The 16036-nt window shown below is 67.1% G+C and carries 15 protein-coding genes; 9 read left to right on the top strand and 6 right to left on the bottom strand.

Going from position 1 to position 16036, the window contains the following annotated elements; translation table 11 throughout:
- Positions 1-533: 533 nt before the first annotated feature.
- Positions 534-1199 (top strand): ProQ/FinO family protein, encoded by a 666-nt coding sequence (locus G3N61_RS24520; RefSeq protein ID WP_205823807.1) that lies wholly within the window; start codon positions 534-536, stop codon positions 1197-1199.
- 501 nt (positions 1200-1700) lie between these two features.
- Positions 1701-2762 carry a DMT family transporter gene (locus G3N61_RS24515; protein ID WP_205823795.1) on the top strand — a complete coding sequence of 354 codons (1062 nt, stop codon included), beginning with the start codon at positions 1701-1703 and terminating at the stop codon, positions 2760-2762.
- A 533-nt stretch (positions 2763-3295) separates the two neighbouring features.
- Here the strand turns inward: G3N61_RS24515 and G3N61_RS24510 are convergent.
- The 3 genes from G3N61_RS24510 to G3N61_RS24500 form a co-directional block, all read right to left on the bottom strand.
- Positions 3296-3886, bottom strand: coding sequence for a nitrogen fixation protein NifQ (locus tag G3N61_RS24510; RefSeq protein WP_089454625.1), 591 nt, complete (start codon positions 3884-3886; stop codon positions 3296-3298).
- Positions 3887-3970: 84 nt separating this feature from the next.
- On the bottom strand, positions 3971-4396 hold the full coding sequence (locus tag G3N61_RS24505; protein WP_043185362.1) for a TOBE domain-containing protein: 426 nt from the start codon (positions 4394-4396) through the stop codon (positions 3971-3973).
- 313 nt (positions 4397-4709) lie between these two features.
- A complete protein-coding gene (locus tag G3N61_RS24500; protein ID WP_205823794.1) occupies positions 4710-5384 on the bottom strand; it encodes a TetR/AcrR family transcriptional regulator in 675 nt (224 codons plus the stop codon).
- Positions 5385-5538: 154 nt separating this feature from the next.
- Here G3N61_RS24500 and G3N61_RS24495 point away from each other — a divergent pair, with 154 nt between their 5' ends.
- The 7 genes from G3N61_RS24495 to G3N61_RS24465 all read left to right on the top strand — a co-directional run bounded on the left by G3N61_RS24495 (position 5539) and on the right by G3N61_RS24465 (position 13044).
- Entirely contained in the window at positions 5539-7107 is a 1569-nt protein-coding gene (locus tag G3N61_RS24495; RefSeq protein WP_205823793.1) for a bifunctional 3-(3-hydroxy-phenyl)propionate/3-hydroxycinnamic acid hydroxylase, read from the top strand.
- 11 nt (positions 7108-7118) lie between these two features.
- Positions 7119-8021 (top strand): VOC family protein, encoded by a 903-nt coding sequence (locus tag G3N61_RS24490; RefSeq protein WP_205823792.1) that lies wholly within the window; start codon positions 7119-7121, stop codon positions 8019-8021.
- 69 nt (positions 8022-8090) lie between these two features.
- A complete protein-coding gene (locus tag G3N61_RS24485; RefSeq protein WP_205823791.1) occupies positions 8091-8936 on the top strand; it encodes an alpha/beta hydrolase in 846 nt (281 codons plus the stop codon).
- 53 nt (positions 8937-8989) lie between these two features.
- On the top strand, positions 8990-9778 hold the full coding sequence (locus G3N61_RS24480) for a fumarylacetoacetate hydrolase family protein (RefSeq protein WP_089454620.1): 789 nt from the start codon (positions 8990-8992) through the stop codon (positions 9776-9778).
- An 8-nt stretch (positions 9779-9786) separates the two neighbouring features.
- Positions 9787-10734, top strand: coding sequence for an acetaldehyde dehydrogenase (acetylating) (locus tag G3N61_RS24475; RefSeq protein WP_205823790.1), 948 nt, complete (start codon positions 9787-9789; stop codon positions 10732-10734).
- Between the two features lie 13 nt (positions 10735-10747).
- Complete coding sequence (gene dmpG, locus G3N61_RS24470) at positions 10748-11770, top strand: 4-hydroxy-2-oxovalerate aldolase (RefSeq protein ID WP_205823789.1); 1023 nt, start codon at positions 10748-10750, stop codon at positions 11768-11770.
- Positions 11771-11934: 164 nt separating this feature from the next.
- Complete coding sequence (locus G3N61_RS24465; RefSeq protein ID WP_241017888.1) at positions 11935-13044, top strand: porin; 1110 nt, start codon at positions 11935-11937, stop codon at positions 13042-13044.
- A 15-nt stretch (positions 13045-13059) separates the two neighbouring features.
- On the opposite strand, the gene G3N61_RS24460 is transcribed toward G3N61_RS24465, so the two are convergent.
- The 3 genes from G3N61_RS24460 to G3N61_RS24450 are packed head-to-tail and all read right to left on the bottom strand — an operon-like array spanning position 13060 to position 15783.
- Positions 13060-14577, bottom strand: a complete 1518-nt coding sequence (locus tag G3N61_RS24460) for an efflux transporter outer membrane subunit (RefSeq protein ID WP_205823788.1) — start codon at positions 14575-14577, stop codon at positions 13060-13062.
- On the bottom strand, positions 14574-15569 hold the full coding sequence (locus G3N61_RS24455) for an HlyD family secretion protein (protein WP_089454615.1): 996 nt from the start codon (positions 15567-15569) through the stop codon (positions 14574-14576). The genes G3N61_RS24460 and G3N61_RS24455 overlap by 4 nt, the downstream gene beginning before the upstream one ends.
- 1 nt (position 15570) lies before the next feature.
- Entirely contained in the window at positions 15571-15783 is a 213-nt protein-coding gene (locus tag G3N61_RS24450) for a DUF1656 domain-containing protein (RefSeq protein ID WP_039369242.1), read from the bottom strand.
- Between the last annotated feature and the right edge of the window lie 253 nt (positions 15784-16036).

The following is a 16036-nucleotide window of genomic DNA, read 5'->3' as shown; positions in this document are numbered from 1 at the left end:
GACACTTGCGCGGGTCCATCGTCGTGCGTCTCGCATTGCCGTGATCGTTGCGTCGCACGCGGCCGACGGCGTTTTCCGGGATGCCGAGTCGTCCGAGGCCCGCGACGCCCCAAGGCGGCACGGTCGCGTTCGACGTCCCGTGGCGGCACACCGCGCACGTGGTGTCGACCGGTGCCGCCGGGTCGATCGCCATGCGCAAGATGGCCCCGATTTCCAACGAAGCGGATGAACGGCGTGACTTCCGGAAACGTATCCATATAATGCGCAACACGACCGCACGGACGCATTTCCGGTGCCCCGAATCGGGCTAATGCAGACCAGCGAGTCAACCGGCCGTCGCGCGTACCGGTATACTTCCACTCCTGCCTTGTCCGGCATCGTGGCCGGGTGCCTGAAAACAGAGTGGCGTGCGCGATGCGGCCCCGTTGGGTTCCGCATCGGCGGCAGACGGGTCGCCCGCATGGCGGCGAAGCTTATGCGCCGCGCGGCATGGCCGCACGAACCACACCTTATATTCCTGGTGGATTGAATTTATGGGTTTTGAACAACTTGCCGAATTGCGGGCGCAGCTCGCAGCGAAGGCCAAGCAGGAGCGCAACGCGAAGCGGCCGGCAGCACCGGCGGACACCGGCGCGAAGCCGAAGTCCGGTGACCAGCCGCAGCGTGGCGCCAAGCCGGCTGCGGCCGGCGGCAAAGCACCGCATCGCGCGAAGCCCGCTTCGGCGAAGCCGTCGGCGCCGGTGGATCCGGTCATCGTTGCGATTGGCAAACTGCAGCGTAAGTTTCCGCGTGCGTTCCCGAAGAATCCGGCCCCTAAAGTGCCGCTCAAGGTCGGTATTTGGGACGACCTCGCACGTGAAGCACAGGCCGTCGGGCTCAACGAAGCCGAACTGCGCGAAGCGATGTCGACGTGGTGCCGTGGCAACCGTTACTGGTCGTGCCTCGTCGAAGACGCGGTGCGGGTCGATCTGCAGGGCAACGAAGCAGGGCGCGTCACGCATGACGACGCTGCGCGGGCGCGCCGGCTGAAGGCTCGCCGCCCCGGCAAGGGCGCGGCGCAATCGGCCAAGGGCGCGCCGCAGCAGCCGAAGGCCGAGCAGCAAGTCGAGGCCGCCGCAGCCGAGCCGCAACCGGCGAACGTGGAAGCGCAAGCCGACGCAGCGCCGCAGGTCGAGCAGCAAACGGCCGGAAACGAGTAACCGGCACCGCGCCGCTGCATCCCGCACGGCGCTGCCTCGCATGCATATCGTGTGCGGCGAATGACACGGCAGGCTGACCTGCCTCGACAGAGGCAGGTCAGGACTGCTCCCACCGGTGCTCGACGTACCGGGCCCTTATCCATCCCGCCTCGAACCGACCACGCGACCGAACGAAGAAAGTTCGTCGATCGGCGCTGCATGCGCGAGGTGTCGACGTTGTCGGTTGCGCACGGACGGTACGCCCATCCTCAACGCGGCCACGCTTCATTCAATTAATTCGGTTTCCTAAAATAGAGTCATGCCGGAGCCATCGATTGGCGTGTGGATGTTCGCACCCGGCCATCGTGACATGATGACGCGCGATAATCCCGACCGGGTCGTGGGGTCGCGCAGCAAGCTGGCCGGTGCGATGCAGCTTGCATTTCGAAAGGTACGGAAAGCCGACTGCGACACGACTCGACGCCACGGCCGGCGCCTTTCAACGTCAATTCAAACCGGATCATGCACTCGAGACATTCCGCGATTCTCGTCGCGCTCACCGCTGCCGCGCTGTTCGGCGCCGCGACACCGCTCGCCAAGGCGCTGATCGGCGCGATGTCGCCGTTCATGGTCGCCGGCCTGTTCTATCTCGGCAGCGGCGTCGGGCTCGGTATCGGGATCCTGCTTCGTCGTCTGCGCAACCGTCATGCACCGACCGCAGACGCCGCGCCGCTGCAGCGCGCCGACTTGCCGTGGCTGGCCGGCGCGATCGTGGCGGGCGGCGTGGCCGGCCCGGCTTTGCTGATGCTCGGGCTGTCGAGCACACCCGCAGCGACGAGCGCATTGCTGCTCAATCTCGAAGGCGTGCTGACAGCCGTCATCGCGTGGGTCGTGTTTCGCGAGAACGTGGATACGCAGGTGTTTCTCGGGATGGTCGCGATCGTCGCCGGCGGCACGCTGCTGTCGTGGACGCCGGGCCGGGCCGGCATACCGGTCGGCGCGTTGCTGATCGTCGGCGCATGCCTGTGCTGGGCGATCGACAACAACCTGACCCGCAAGGTCGCCGCGAACGACGCGATGGTCATCGCGTGCGTGAAGGGGCTGATCGCCGGACCCGTGAACATCGGCATCGCGCTGGCGACCGGTGCGACGCTGCCGGCTGTCCCGGTCACGGCCGCCGCGATGCTGACTGGGCTCGGCGGCTACGGGATCAGCCTCGTGCTGTTCGTCGTCGCGCTGCGTCATCTTGGCAGCGCGCGCACCGGTGCGTATTTCTCGATCGCGCCGCTGTTCGGCGTCGTGCTGTCGCTGCTGATCTGGCCCGCACTGCCGCCCGCGACGTTCTGGATCGCCGCCGCGCTGATGGCGCTCGGCATCTGGCTGCACGTTCGCGAACGGCATGAGCACACGCATGCGCACGAGCGGCTCGAGCACACGCACCGGCATCGGCACGACGAACATCACCAGCATGCGCACGATTTTGCGTACGACGGCAACGAACCGCACACGCATCCGCACGTGCATCTGCCGATCACGCACAGTCACGCGCATTTTCCGGACATTCATCATCGGCACCGGCATTGACCGTGTCGTGAACGGCGGACGATACGGATCGCAAGGTAACCGTTTATGGGGCATGCGCCGCATCGCGCGCGCCTCTGGTTGCGGCACCGCCCGATCGCGGCGGCAGCAACAGTGTATGTGAGCCTGATCTTCGGTCTCGATCAGTCGGATCGGCGAACCGCCCGGATCGATCGGTGCGCCGACCGTGGCGCCCCAGGCTTCGCGCGTCGGCCGGTGTGCACGCGGCCGGCCGGTCGCCTGCTCCGGAATACCGGCCGCGGGCACGTCGTCGAAGAACGTGCCGGCGTCCGCAAGCCGGAAGCAGCAACTGAACCCGCTCGTCGCCGGATCGCGTTCGGGGTGCGGAAAGCATCCCAGCGACAGGTCACCGTGCTTGAGGATCATCCCGCCGTCGTCGCGTCAGGTTTCAGCGAATTCCGGTTCTTCGTAGAAGCGGGTGGTGACTTCGAAATCGCGCGTCGGCCGTCGGTCAACGCGGTTGCTCCGGATGGCGAGGCGGCGAATCGAATGGGCGACACGGGCCGTCGTGGTGACTATCGCGCGTGGGGAAAACAGAAGCCGAAATCCTCGCAGCCCGGGCACCCGGGGGCAGGGCCCGGCGGCACATCGAGCGCCGCGGCCACCTCCTGTGCGAGGAATTTCTTCCAGCGCAGGTGAGCGACGTTGCGCGCGGCAAGCGCGGGGAAATAGTGATCGAGCATCGCGGATACCGCATCACGCCCGTCGAGCCCGAGATCGCGCCACAGATGATCGGGGCGCAGGCATGCGTGCGCGATGATCGACGCGAGACAACCGGCGTCGTCGCGGTCGGCGGCGGGATTCGCGTCGTCCATCAGCTGCGCGTGCAGCGTCGCGACGAACGTCGCGTGGGTGGAGGGCAGCAGTGCGACTGCGGCCACCGTCATGAGTGCCGCGGCATCGGCCGCAGGCAGGCGCGGAAACTGTCGCGCCAGCAGGCCGGCCAGCTGTGCGTGAGACAGGCCGAGCAGGCCGAGTTCGTTGCGGCGCGCGCGTGCCGTAACGAGCGCGCCGAACAGGCGTGCATCGGGCGTGTCGGCGCTGGCCGCCGCGGACAGCAGCGACGCCAGCGCCCGTTGTTGAGCGTGATCGAACACGGCGGTCATCGTGTGCACCGGCCCGACAGTCGCATGACGCGATTCGTGTGAATGGGCGGTGCCAAACGGATCGCCATCGCGATCGTCACCCGTTTACTCGACGCCGACGATCACGCTCGATGCCTTGAAGATCGCGGATGCGGCCGAGCCGCTCGCGAGGCCGAGGCGATCGACGCTGTCGTTGGTGACGATCGCGACGATCTCGGCGCCGCCCGCGGCCTTGATCACGACTTCCGAATTGACCGCGCCTTTCACGACCGACGATACGGTGCCCGCGACGCAGTTGCGGGCCGACACCTTGCTGCTGTCGACGTCGACCATCACGATGACCGACGACGCCTTCACGAGTGCGAATGCCTTCGAACCGGCCGCGAGGCCCAGTGAAGCCGCGCTGCCGTGGGTGATCACGGCGACGATGTCGAGGCCGTCCTGCGTGCGGAGCGTGATTTCGTCGTTGACGGCACCGGTCTTGACGGCGCTGACCTGGCCGGCGAAGTGGTTGCGGGCGCTGGTTCGCATGATGAATCTCCGGAAAATGAGCCGCCCGGCGGGCGGTGGGTAGAAGACGGGAATTGCGGACGAGTTTACCGTCAATAGCCGGCGAAATGCGGCTCGGGTTTGCGATGCCCGACATTCGGGTGGCGAACGCTCGTGTGCTTGCCCGGTGGTCCGCCCGTCGGAAGCTGCTGGTGAGCCCGGAGTGGTCTCGTGCGCACCGCCCGGTGAGTAGAACGGCGGCGTCACGGTCGCTCCGCGCCGCATGCTGCACTGCGGGACGGCGCGAAGCGTCTGCCCGTTCGCGGCCAGCGCGCCTAACTGCGCCTAGCCGCGCCTAGCCGCGCTTCGACGTGGCGCGCGGCGCCGCTGTCTTGCGGGCCGGAGTGACCCGAGCCTCGCCCAGCGCGACGAGCGCATCGGTCAGTTGCGCCATGTGTTTTGTCATCGATCTCGGATCGCCCGACTGCAACGAGACGAAGGCGCCGTCGAAACCCATCATGCCGAAGTACGCGAGATCGTCCGCGGTGGCGGCGGTCATGCCCTTGCCATCCTGGCTGAACGCGTTGCGAATCATCTCGCGCATGTAGTCGCGGCCTTCGGTGCGCACGTCGACGACGGTCTGCATCGCTTCCGGCTCCGCCGCCTCGTTGCTCATGACCATCACGAACAGCAGGCGCAGGAAATTCTCGCGGTGCAGGAAGACCTCGCCGGTCTTCTGCAGATACCAGCCGAGCCGCTCGCGCGGCGTGCCGTCGGGCGGGTTCTCGTGCGCATTGCGCATCGCGTCGAAGAAACCGTGCGCGCCTTGCGCCATGACTTCCGCGAGCAAGCCTGCCTTGGAACCGAAGTGATGGTAGATCGCGCTCTTCGGGATGCCGGTCGCTTCGACCAGCGCCGACATCGATGTGCCGGCATAGCCATAGGCCGACATGACGCGGGCCGCCGCGTCGAGGATTTCCTGGCGCGATTTCTGACCGCGCCGGTTACCGATTTGTTGTGGATTGTCCATTCCAAAAGTATACGCTCCCCGCGTATTGGACCGATTGGTCCAATACGCGTTTTCCCTAGATTTTCAGTTTTGGACCTATCGGTACAATCCGTTCATCGAAGACGTGGACCGTCACACCGCGTGGCGAACGCACTACAGGAGAAGGAGACAACCCATGACTCACGAGTACGACGCCGACGTTGCGATCGTTGGCTATGGTCCGACCGGCGTCATCGCCGCGCTCACGCTGGCCCGGCACGGCATTTCCTGCGTGGCGTTCGAACGGCACCGCGAGATCTATCCGCGGGCGCGGGCGGTGACGGTCAACGACTGGACGATGCGGATCTTCCAGAATCTCGGCGTCGACGAGGCGGTGCTGAAGCACATCGATCCGCAGCGCGCGCTGCGCTGGATGCGCTACGACGGCACCGAGATCATGCGCATCGAACACCCGCCGTCGACGCTCGGCATCAAGCCGCGCTTCTTCAACATCTATCAGCCGACGATGGAAGCGGCATTGCGTGAGTGCGCGGCGAAGTACGAACGCGAGATCGACGTGCGCTACGGCTTCGAGGTGGTCTCGCTGACGCAGGACGACACGGGCGTCACCGTCTGCACGAGAAATACCGCCACCGGCGAAACGAACGACACGCGCGTGCGCTACGTGATCGGATGCGACGGCGGGAGCAGCGCGACGCGCGGCATGCTGGGCATCAAGCTGCTCGGCGATACGCTGGACGTGCAATGGATCGTGATCGACTGCCGCGTGAAGCGCTGGTGGCCGGATCGCAACCTGCTGACCTTCTGGTCCGACAAGGAGCGGCCCGTGGTCGATATCGCGCTGTCCGGCGGCAATCATCGCTGGGAACTGCCGCTCAAGCCCGGCGAAAGCGAGGCCGATTTTGCGACCCACGAGCAGGTCTGGCCGCTGCTGAAGGCGCTCGGCGTGAGCGAGGACGACGTCGAGATCCATCAGTACGCGTTCTACCGGCATCACACGCGCATGGCCGATACCTGGCGCGCCGGCCGTGCGTTTCTCGCCGGCGACGCCGCGCACCTGATGCCGCCATGGGCCGGCGCCGGCATGCAGACCGGCATGCGCGATGCCTTCGATCTCGGCTGGAAACTTTCTGGTGTGCTGAACGGTACGTTGTCCGAAGATTTTCTCGATACCTACGAGACGGAACGCCGGCCGAACGCGACGTTCTACACGCAGCTCGCCGTTCAGCTCGGTCGCATCATCAAACAGGAACTGACGGAAGACGAGCAGGCCGCGCTGGCCGAGCCGCCCGGCCCGGATGCGCCCGAGCCGCCGTTGATTGCGCCCCCCGTGCTCGCGGCCGGATGGCTGCGCGGCCCGCTCGGCGGCGAGAGCGTCGTCGGCCGGATGGTGCCGCAGCCGGTGGTGGGCGACAACCGCGGCGCGATGGCGCGGCTGGACGACCTGCTGGGCGACGGCTTCGTGCTCCTTGGCGACGACGTCGATCCGGCCAGCCTGCTCAGCGACGACGAAAAGGCGGGATGGGACCGGCTGGGCGCGCGCTACATCGCCGTGCGCCAGCAACATGAGCATACGCAGGGGCCCGACGAATTCGTCGATCTCGACGGCGTGCTGCAGCCGTGGCTGCGCAAGTTCGGCGCGCGCGCGGTCGCGCTGCGCCCGGACCGGTTCGTCGCGGCCGCCGACGTGAGCGGCCTCGCCGTACCCGATCGCACCGTCAGCCGATGCGGGACGAATCAATGAAGGAGAGCAGGATGAGTACAGTGACGGAACTCGGATACGTCGGCATCGAGGCAAGCGACCTTGCCGCGTGGGAACGCTTCGCGACCGGCCTGCTCGGCATGCAGGTCGGCAGTCGCACCGACGACATGCTGGGCTTGCGGATGGACGACGCGGCGCATCGCTGGATCATCGTTCGGGGCGCCGCCGACGATCTCGCGTTCACCGGTTTCGGTTGCGCAACGGACGCGGATCTCGATGCGATCGTCTGCCGGTTGCGCGAAGCCGGCACCGACGTCGTCGAAGGCGACGCGCAGTTGTGCGCGCAACGGTCGGTTCGCCGCCTCGCCGTGACGGCCGATCCGCTGGGCAACCGCGTGGAACTCTATGTCGGGCTGGCCGCCGCCGATACGCCGTTCCAGTCTCCGCAACGCGTGTCGCGTTTCGTCACCGGTGGAATCGGCGCGGGTCATCAGGTGCTGATCGAGAACGGCACGGACCGCCGCGTGCTCGTCGACTGGTACGGACTGCTCGGCTTCCGCACGACGGACGTCATCGACGAGGAAGTGGCGCCGGGCATCGTCGCCAGCGTGGCGTTCCTGCGCTGCAACCCGCGGCATCACACGGTCGCGTTCGCCAACATGCCGTTCGGCAAGCGCATGCATCACTTCATGATCGAGGCCGCCGATCTTGGCGACGTCGGGCTCGCGCATGACCGCTGCCTCGAAGCGAAGCAGCCGCTCGAGATGAGCCTCGGCATGCACCCCAACGACCGGATGTTCAGTTTCTACGTTCGTACGCCGTCGGGCTTCAACGTCGAGTTCGGCTGGGGCGGGCTCGTCATCGACGAATCCAGCTGGGAAGTTCAGCACCTCGACCGGCTCAGTACCTGGGGGCACCGTCCTCCGCACGTCGTCGCGGACCTGCTGCGAGGCTGACGTCCACGCTCGGGCGTGACTGCAACGTCACTGCGACACACCTCAATCACTTTCGGGAAAGGAACCATCATGGCGCTTACTCAGGCTCAGACCAGCCGCACCGTCAAGACGCGGGACTGGCAACTCCATTACCACGAGGCCGGCAGCGGTCATCCCGTGATCCTGCTGCACGGCAGCGGCCCGGGCGCGACGGGGTGGAGCAACTTCAGCGGCAATATCGAGGCCCTCGCGAAGCAGTTCCACGTGTATGCCGTCGACATGCCCGGCTGGGGGCAATCCGATTCGGCGACGGTCGGGCAGCTCGACCATGTCGACGCGGCGATCCAGTTCATGGATGCGCTGGGCATCGAGCGGGCCGCCTTCGTCGGCAATTCGATGGGAGGACAGACGTCGCTGCGGCTCGCGACCGAGCATCCGGAACGCATCACGCACCTCGTGACGATGGGGCCGCCGGTCGGCCGCATGCCCACGCTGTTCGGTGCGGGCGACGGCCCGTCCGAAGGGCTCAAGGTCCTGATCCAGGCGTACCGCGATCCGTCGCCGGAACACATGCGCCGGCTGGTGGAGATCATGGTGTACGACAAGGCGCGTTTCGCGACGCCGGAACTGTGCCAGGCACGCTCGGATGCCGCGCTGCTGCGCCCCGAACACCTGAGCAACTACGTGGCGGGCCTGCCGGCCGGTGCGCCGCTGCCGAAGTGGGTGAGGCCCGAACTGCTGCCGGCGATCAAGACGCCCACGCTGCTGATCCACGGCCGCGACGATCGCGTCGTGTCGTTCGAGACGTCGCTGTATCTGCTTGCGAACATTCCGGATTCGCGTCTCGTGCTGCTGAACCGCTGCGGGCACTGGGCAATGATCGAGCACCCGGACGAGTTCAACCGCCTGGTCGCCGATTTCATCGCGAACGCCTGATGGGCACGCGCGATTCCTATCCACCGCCGACCGAGTGCAGGAGAACCCTGGAAATGGCTGATTCCACAGTAGTCGACACGCTGGCCGCGCGCCTTCGCCACGCGGAGGCGCAATGCCGGGCGACCGCGCCGGTGCGCGACGAGATCGCAACCGACGACGGTGCCGTCGCGTATGCGGTGCAGCAAGCCAACGCCGACCTGCGGGTCCGCAACGGCGAACGCATCGTGGGGCGCAAGATCGGCCTGACGTCACTCGCGGTGCAGCGGCAACTCGGCGTCGACCAGCCCGATTTCGGCACGCTGTTCGCGTCGATGGCGGCCGGCGATGCCGAGCCGATGCGACTGTCGCAACTGATCCAGCCGAAGGTCGAAGCGGAGATCGCACTCGTGCTCGAGCACGACCTCGTGCACGAGAAGCACACGTTCGCCGACCTGCAGCGCGCGTGCGCCTATGCGCTGGCGGCGATCGAGGTCGTCGACAGCCGGATCGCCGACTGGGACATCCGCTTCGTCGACACCGTCGCGGACAACGCGTCGAGCGCACGCTTCGTGCTCGGCAGCCGGCCCGTGCTGCTGAAGGACGTCGATCTCGCCGGCTGCGAGATGACGCTGTCGTCGGACGGCACCGTGCTGTCGCGCGGCAACGGCGCCGCCTGCCTCGGCAATCCGCTGAACGCGGCCGCGTGGCTCGCCGACCGGATGGTGCGGCTCGGCACGCCGCTGCGCGCGGGCGACGTGATCCTGACCGGCGCGCTCGGGCCGATGGTCGCCGTCCGGTCCCCTGGCACGTTCGTCGCGCATGTCGCCGGCCTCGGCGACGTGCGCGCGACTTTCATCGATTGAGGATTTTCATGAGTCATCCGAAACTCAAGGCCGCGATCATCGGCTCGGGCAACATCGGCACCGACCTGATGATCAAGATCATGCGGCATGCCCAGCATCTCGACATTGCCGCGATGGTCGGCATCGACCCGGCGTCCGACGGCCTTGCGCGTGCGGCACGCCTCGGCGTCGCGACGACGCATGAGGGCGTCGAGGGCCTGGCGCGATTGCCGGTGTTCGACGACATCGACTTCGTGTTCGATGCGACGTCGGCCGGCGCGCATGTGAAGAACGACGCATTCCTGCGCGCGCTGAAGCCCGGCATTCGCTGCATCGACCTGACCCCCGCGGCGATCGGCCCGTACTGCGTGCCGGTCGTCAATCTCGATGCGCAGCTCGACGCGCCAAACGTGAACATGGTGACCTGCGGCGGCCAGGCGACGATTCCGATGGTCGCGGCCGTGTCGCGCGTCGCGAAAGCGCACTACGCGGAGATCGTCGCGTCGATCAGCAGCAAGTCGGCCGGGCCCGGCACGCGCGCGAACATCGACGAATTCACCGAGACGACGTCGAAGGCGATCGAAGCGGTGGGCGGCGCGGCGCACGGCAAGGCCATCATCATCCTGAATCCGGCCGAGCCGCCGGTGATGATGCGCGACACCGTCTACGTGCTGTCGGAGCCGGCCGACGAGGCGCGGATCGCCGCGTCGGTGGACGAGATGGCCCGTGCGGTGCAGGCGTACGTGCCGGGCTATCGACTGAAGCAGGCGGTGCAGTTCGACGTGATCCCGGCCTCCGCACCGCTCAATATCCCGGGCCTCGGCCCCATGAGCGGGCTGAAGACCTCGGTCTTCATCGAGGTCGAAGGTGCGGCGCATTACCTGCCGGCGTACGCGGGCAATCTCGACATCATGACGTCCGCCGCGCTCGCGACCGCCGAGCGCATGGCGCAGTCGCTGCAGCGCGCGAGCGCGTAACGGGACCTTCATCATGAGCAAGAAACTCACCATCTCCGACGTCACGCTGCGCGACGGCATGCATGCGATCCGGCATCAGTATTCGCTCGCCGACGTGCAGGCGATCGCCCGCGCGCTCGATGCCGCGAAGGTCGACAGCATCGAGGTCGCGCACGGCGACGGCCTGCAAGGATCGAGCTTCAACTACGGGTTCGGCGCGCATGGCGATCCCGAATGGATCGCGGCCGCGGCGGAGGTCGTCACGCATGCGAAGATCGCGACGCTACTGATTCCGGGCATCGGCACGATCCACGACCTGAAGGCCGCATACGAGGCGGGCGCGCGCGTCGTGCGTGTCGCGACCCACTGCACCGAGGCCGATATCTCGAAGCAGCACATCGAGCATGCGCGCGCACTCGGCATGGACACGGTCGGCTTCCTGATGATGAGCCATATGACGACGCCGGACCGGCTGGCCGTCGAGGCGAAGAAAATGGAAAGCTATGGCGCGACCTGCATCTACGTGGTCGATTCCGGCGGCGCGATGAACATGAACGACGTGCGCGACCGCTTCCGCGCGATCAAGGCCGTGCTGAACGCCGATACGCAGACGGGCATGCATGCACACCACAACCTGAGTCTCGGCGTCGCGAACTCGATCGTCGCCGTCGAGGAAGGCTGCGACCGGATCGATGCGAGTCTTGCCGGCATGGGGGCAGGCGCGGGCAATGCGCCGCTCGAAGTGTTCATCGCGGCAGCCGAGCGTCTGGGCTGGCATCACGGCACGGATCTTCACCTGCTGATGGATGCGGCCGACGACATCGTCCGCCCGTTGCAGGATCGGCCGGTTCGGGTGGATCGCGAGACGCTCGCGCTCGGCTACGCCGGCGTCTATTCGAGCTTCCTTCGCCACTCGGAAGCGGCAGCACGGAAGTACGGGCTGAAGACGGTCGATATTCTCGTCGAACTCGGCAAGCGCCGGATGGTCGGCGGGCAGGAGGACATGATCGTCGACGTCGCGCTGGATCTTCTCAACACGCGTTCCGCCGCCCGATAGCGGTTCGATCGCGAGGCAGTCGTGCCTGTCCGCGCCGGACAGGCACCGCCGGCACTCGCGGGATGCGTTCACGCATGCCGGCACGCATCGATTCGATGCGGCAGTCCGCAAATAATAATCAATATAACTAAATAAACCGGAAATCAGGTCAATGGAGACGAGCAATGAAAAGTGTGGTCTGGATGGGAATTGCCCTGGGCGCATCGGCATGCGTGCACGACGCACAGGCGGGAACGGGTAGCAGCGTTACGCTGTATGGTTTTCTGGATGCGGGCATCACCTACGTCAGCAATTCGGGTGGGCACGGCACCCTGAAGTTCGACGACGGCATCATGGCACCCAATCTGCTGGGTATCCGGGGGGACGAGGATCTCGGTGGCGGTACGCACGCGGTCTTCGATCTCGTCAGCCAGATCGCGGTCGGAACGGGGGCGATCCAGCCGCCCGGCAAAGGCATCTTCGGGCGCAACGCATGGGTCGGGTTGACCGACAACCGGTTCGGGTCGATCAAGTTCGGTAACCAGTACGACTTCATGATCGACTCGCTGTTCTTCGGCCGTACCGATGCCGCGTTTGCGGTCGGTGGCCTGTACGATTTTCGTGCGGGCCCGTTCCAGAAAATCGCGCTTCCGTATAACCCGCCGTACGCGGCGCAGTTCGACTGGGACCGGATGTCCGGCCAGACGGTCGCGAACTCGGTCAAGTATCAGTCGCCATCCATTTTCGGTTTCCGAATGGGCGCGATGTATGGATTCGGTGGCGTGCCTGGATCGATGGGAAGCGGAAACAGCGTCAGTGCCGGCCTGAATTACGATCACGGCGCGTTCGGCGCCGCCGCCGCGTTTACCGAGGTCAAGTATCTGCAGCCTGGCGGGCCGCAGGTCGGCATCCGCAACTGGGGCGTCGGCGCGCGCTACGATTTCGGCCGGCTCGCGACCAGCGCGCTTGTCACGACCGTGCGTAACGGGGCGAACGGCGGGGCGATCGCCCAGGGCGAGCTGGGTGCGACGTTCCTCGTCACCCCCGCACTGGAGCTCGGGGCGAGCTACATGTACATGAAGGGCGACGCGTATCTCGAGAACAATCACGCGCACCAGCTGAGCGCGTCGGTGGACTACTTTCTCTCCAAGCGGACCACCGTGTACGCGGTCGCCGTGTACCAGCGCGCGAACGCCAACGCGCAGGCACTCGTCAGCGGCATCATCGACCCGAACGGCACCGCCAGCGGCCCGAATCAGCTGCTGGCGCGCGTGGGGTTGCAGACGCGTTTCTAGGTCTTCGTCGGCGGGTTACTCGGCTGCGGTAACGGCGGCCGAGGCCGCCGATGCATCGCTTGCCGGCGCCTGCTTCGACATCGGCTTCGACGGGTCGGGCGCCGCATCGTCATCCCACCCGCCGCCGAGCGCGAGGAAGAGCCGCACCTGGTCGGCCGCGACCTGGCCTTCGGCGGCTGCGACCTGTGCCTGCACGCTCGTCAGCGTGCGTGTCGCGTCGAGATCGGAGATGAACGACTCGCGGCCGGCCAGATAGAGGCGATGCGTTTCGTCGGCGGAATTGCGCGCCGATTCGTAGGCCGTGCGCAGCGCTTCCGTGCGCTGCACGTCGGCCGCGTAGGTCGCGAGGCTCGACTGCGTTTCGCGCATCGCGTTCAGCACGACACCGTCGAAGTGTGCGAGCGCGCCGCCCGTTGCGGCTTCGGCTTCGCGCACCCGCGCACGCTGGCCGTTGACGGGGAACGACCAGCTGATCAGCGGGCCGAACGACCAGCGATTCGTCGTGGACGAGAACAGGTCGGCGGCGACACCGACCGAGCCGGCCGACGCGCCGATGCTGATCGACGGGTACAGCGCGGCGGTCGCCACGCCGATGCGCGCGGTCGCGGCGGCGAGTTGCCGCTCGGCTTCGCGCACGTCGGGGCGCCGACGCAGCAGCGCGGCGCCGTCGCCGATCGGAATCGGCTGGCGCAGCTTCGGCAGGTGCTCGCATTCGGCAACGTCTTTCGGCAGGTCGGCCGGCGATCGCGCGAGCAGCGCGGCGAGCTGGTACTGCGCGACCTTGCGGCGGCCTTCGAAGCGCGGGATATCGGCGGCGAGGGTGCGCACCTGTGTCACGCCGCGCGTCACGTCGGTCTGGTTGCCGCGCCCGGCATCGCGTAGCCGCTGCGACAGCGCGACGCGCTGCTTCTGCAGCGCGAGCGACTGCTTCGCGACGGCCAGCTCGTCGCCGGCCGAACACGATTCGACGTAGGCGCGCACGACGTCGGCGACGACCGTGATGCGCGCCAGGTCGCCGGCGGCCCGGACGGCCTCGCTGTCCGCGCGCGCGGCTTCGACGCCGCGCCGCAGCTTGCCGAACAGGTCGATTTCGTACGACACGTTGATGCCGACCGTGCCTTCGTTGACGACCGGCAGCTTGTTCTCGAGCAGGTATTGCTCGGCCGATTCCTGGGCGCGCTGCACGGCGGCTTCAGCGCCGCCGGAGAAGCCGCCCTGCTGGTTCGCGACTTCCAGCGCCGCACGCGAGCGCGCGAGGTTGGCCGCAGCGACGCGCAGGTCGGTGTTCGATTTCAGTGCATCGCGCACGAGCCCGTTGAGCACGGGGTCGTCGTAGAGTTGCCACCAGTTCCCGGGTACGGCGTCGCGCGACACCAGCGTGCCGTTCGCATCGTCGAGCGCATGGTTCGCGAGCGGCGCATTCACGTAGGCCTGCTGCGGCAGCGTGTAATCGGGGCCGACGGACTTGCACGCACCGAGTGCGAGCGCAAGCGGCGCGAGCGTCGCGGCGAGGCGCAGACCGTGCCGTTTCATTGCGATGCTCCTGCTGCGCTGGCGGCCGTGCCGGAAGCCGTCGATACCGGCGCGACGGCCGATGCCGGGCTGGCGGCCGCCGCCGACGCGCCGCCTGCCGGCTTCGCGTTGTCGTGGCGGCGCGTGTCGGCTTCGCGCATCGACACGGTCGCGGTGCGGCCCGCGATCATCCGGAAATCGTCGGGCACCTCGTCGAGCACGACGCGCACCGGCACGCGCTGCGCGAGCCGCACCCAGCTGAATGCCGGGTTCACGTTCGGCAGCAGGTTCGCGCCCTGCGTGCGGTCGCGATCCTCGATCGCGGCGACGATGCTCTGCACATGGCCGCGCAGCGTATGCGGCTCGCCCATCACGATGATGTCGACCGGCTGGCCGATGTGGATGCCGCGCAGCTTGGTTTCCTCGAAGTAGCCGTCGACGCGGAACGAATTGCGGTCGACCACCGACAGCACCGCGCGGCCGGCCGGTACGTATTCGCCGACGCGCGGCGCGCGGTCGTTCAGGTAGCCGTCTACGGGACTGACGATCGTCGTGCGCTGCAGGTTCAGCTTGGCGGTATCGAGCGACACCTGCGCGTCGGCGACGGCGGCTTCGCCCTGTTCGACGCGCGTGCGGCTTTCCTCGACCTGCTCGCTCGCGACCAGGTTGCCGAGCTGCAGGTTGCGGGCATATTCGCGCTTCGCCTGGGCGAGCGTCGCGCGGCGCTGCGCGAGCGTGGCTTCGGCGAGCCGTTCCGCGAGCGTGTAGCGGGCCTGGTCGATCACGAACAGCACCTGGCCGCGCTTGACCTCCTGGTTGTCGGCGACCTGCACCGACGTGATGAGGCCCGCGACGTCCGGCGCGACCTGGATCACGTCGGCGCGCACGTGACCGTCGCGGGTCCACGGCGAGAACATGTAGTAGTTGACGATGCGCCACAGCACGACGGCAGCCACGACGACGACGATCAGGGTGAGCAGGATTTGCCCTGCCGAGAGCCAGGTTTTTTTCACGTTAGGTAGCCACGAGATGGTGGGAAACGATCACGACGGCGGCAAGCACGAACACGTAGATGCCGAGGTCGAAGATCGAACGGTGCCAGACGAGGCGGTAGAAGCCGACGCGCTCGAGCACGGCGCGCACGACGATGTTGATCAGGTAGGCGATCAGCATCAGCACGAGCGGGGCCGGCACGAATACGCCGAAGATGTCGATTTCGCCGATCATGGTCGCGGTCGGAAAGACGGATGGAAAAGCGGGATCATGCGTGTGCCCCGTCCGACGCCTGCGGCGGTTGCCCCGCCGCGGCCGGATACAGCGACAGGCGCAGGCCGACCAGCGCGTGCAGCGTGTCGCGTTCGCCGGCGATGGGTTGCCCGATGCGAGGTGTCGGATGAATGCGCGCGTGCAGGTGCTCGTGTATTCGGACGAGATGCTGATCGTGCGCTGGCTTGCGCCGGGCGGCGCGGAGCAGCGCTGG

Source organism: Burkholderia sp. Ac-20349, from assembly GCF_017104865.1.
In the GTDB taxonomy this organism is placed as follows: Bacteria; Pseudomonadota; Gammaproteobacteria; order Burkholderiales; family Burkholderiaceae; genus Burkholderia; species Burkholderia aenigmatica.
This window is presented reverse-complemented; position numbering and strand designations above follow the sequence as displayed.

What these genes read in the sequence shown, in the direction of transcription:
- G3N61_RS24520 (WP_205823807.1), top strand. Translation starts at nt 534, where the DNA reads ATGGGTTTTGAACAACTTGCCGAATTGCGGGCGCAGCTCGCAGCGAAG.
- G3N61_RS24515 (WP_205823795.1), top strand. Translation starts at nt 1,701, where the DNA reads ATGCACTCGAGACATTCCGCGATTCTCGTCGCGCTCACCGCTGCCGCG.
- G3N61_RS24510 (WP_089454625.1), bottom strand. Translation starts at nt 3,886, where the DNA reads ATGACCGCCGTGTTCGATCACGCTCAACAACGGGCGCTGGCGTCGCTG.
- G3N61_RS24505 (WP_043185362.1), bottom strand. Translation starts at nt 4,396, where the DNA reads ATGCGAACCAGCGCCCGCAACCACTTCGCCGGCCAGGTCAGCGCCGTC.
- G3N61_RS24500 (WP_205823794.1), bottom strand. Translation starts at nt 5,384, where the DNA reads ATGGACAATCCACAACAAATCGGTAACCGGCGCGGTCAGAAATCGCGC.
- G3N61_RS24495 (WP_205823793.1), top strand. Translation starts at nt 5,539, where the DNA reads ATGACTCACGAGTACGACGCCGACGTTGCGATCGTTGGCTATGGTCCG.
- G3N61_RS24490 (WP_205823792.1), top strand. Translation starts at nt 7,119, where the DNA reads ATGAGTACAGTGACGGAACTCGGATACGTCGGCATCGAGGCAAGCGAC.
- G3N61_RS24485 (WP_205823791.1), top strand. Translation starts at nt 8,091, where the DNA reads ATGGCGCTTACTCAGGCTCAGACCAGCCGCACCGTCAAGACGCGGGAC.
- G3N61_RS24480 (WP_089454620.1), top strand. Translation starts at nt 8,990, where the DNA reads ATGGCTGATTCCACAGTAGTCGACACGCTGGCCGCGCGCCTTCGCCAC.
- G3N61_RS24475 (WP_205823790.1), top strand. Translation starts at nt 9,787, where the DNA reads ATGAGTCATCCGAAACTCAAGGCCGCGATCATCGGCTCGGGCAACATC.
- dmpG (WP_205823789.1), top strand. Translation starts at nt 10,748, where the DNA reads ATGAGCAAGAAACTCACCATCTCCGACGTCACGCTGCGCGACGGCATG.
- G3N61_RS24465 (WP_241017888.1), top strand. Translation starts at nt 11,935, where the DNA reads ATGAAAAGTGTGGTCTGGATGGGAATTGCCCTGGGCGCATCGGCATGC.
- G3N61_RS24460 (WP_205823788.1), bottom strand. Translation starts at nt 14,577, where the DNA reads ATGAAACGGCACGGTCTGCGCCTCGCCGCGACGCTCGCGCCGCTTGCG.
- G3N61_RS24450 (WP_039369242.1), bottom strand. Translation starts at nt 15,783, where the DNA reads ATGATCGGCGAAATCGACATCTTCGGCGTATTCGTGCCGGCCCCGCTC.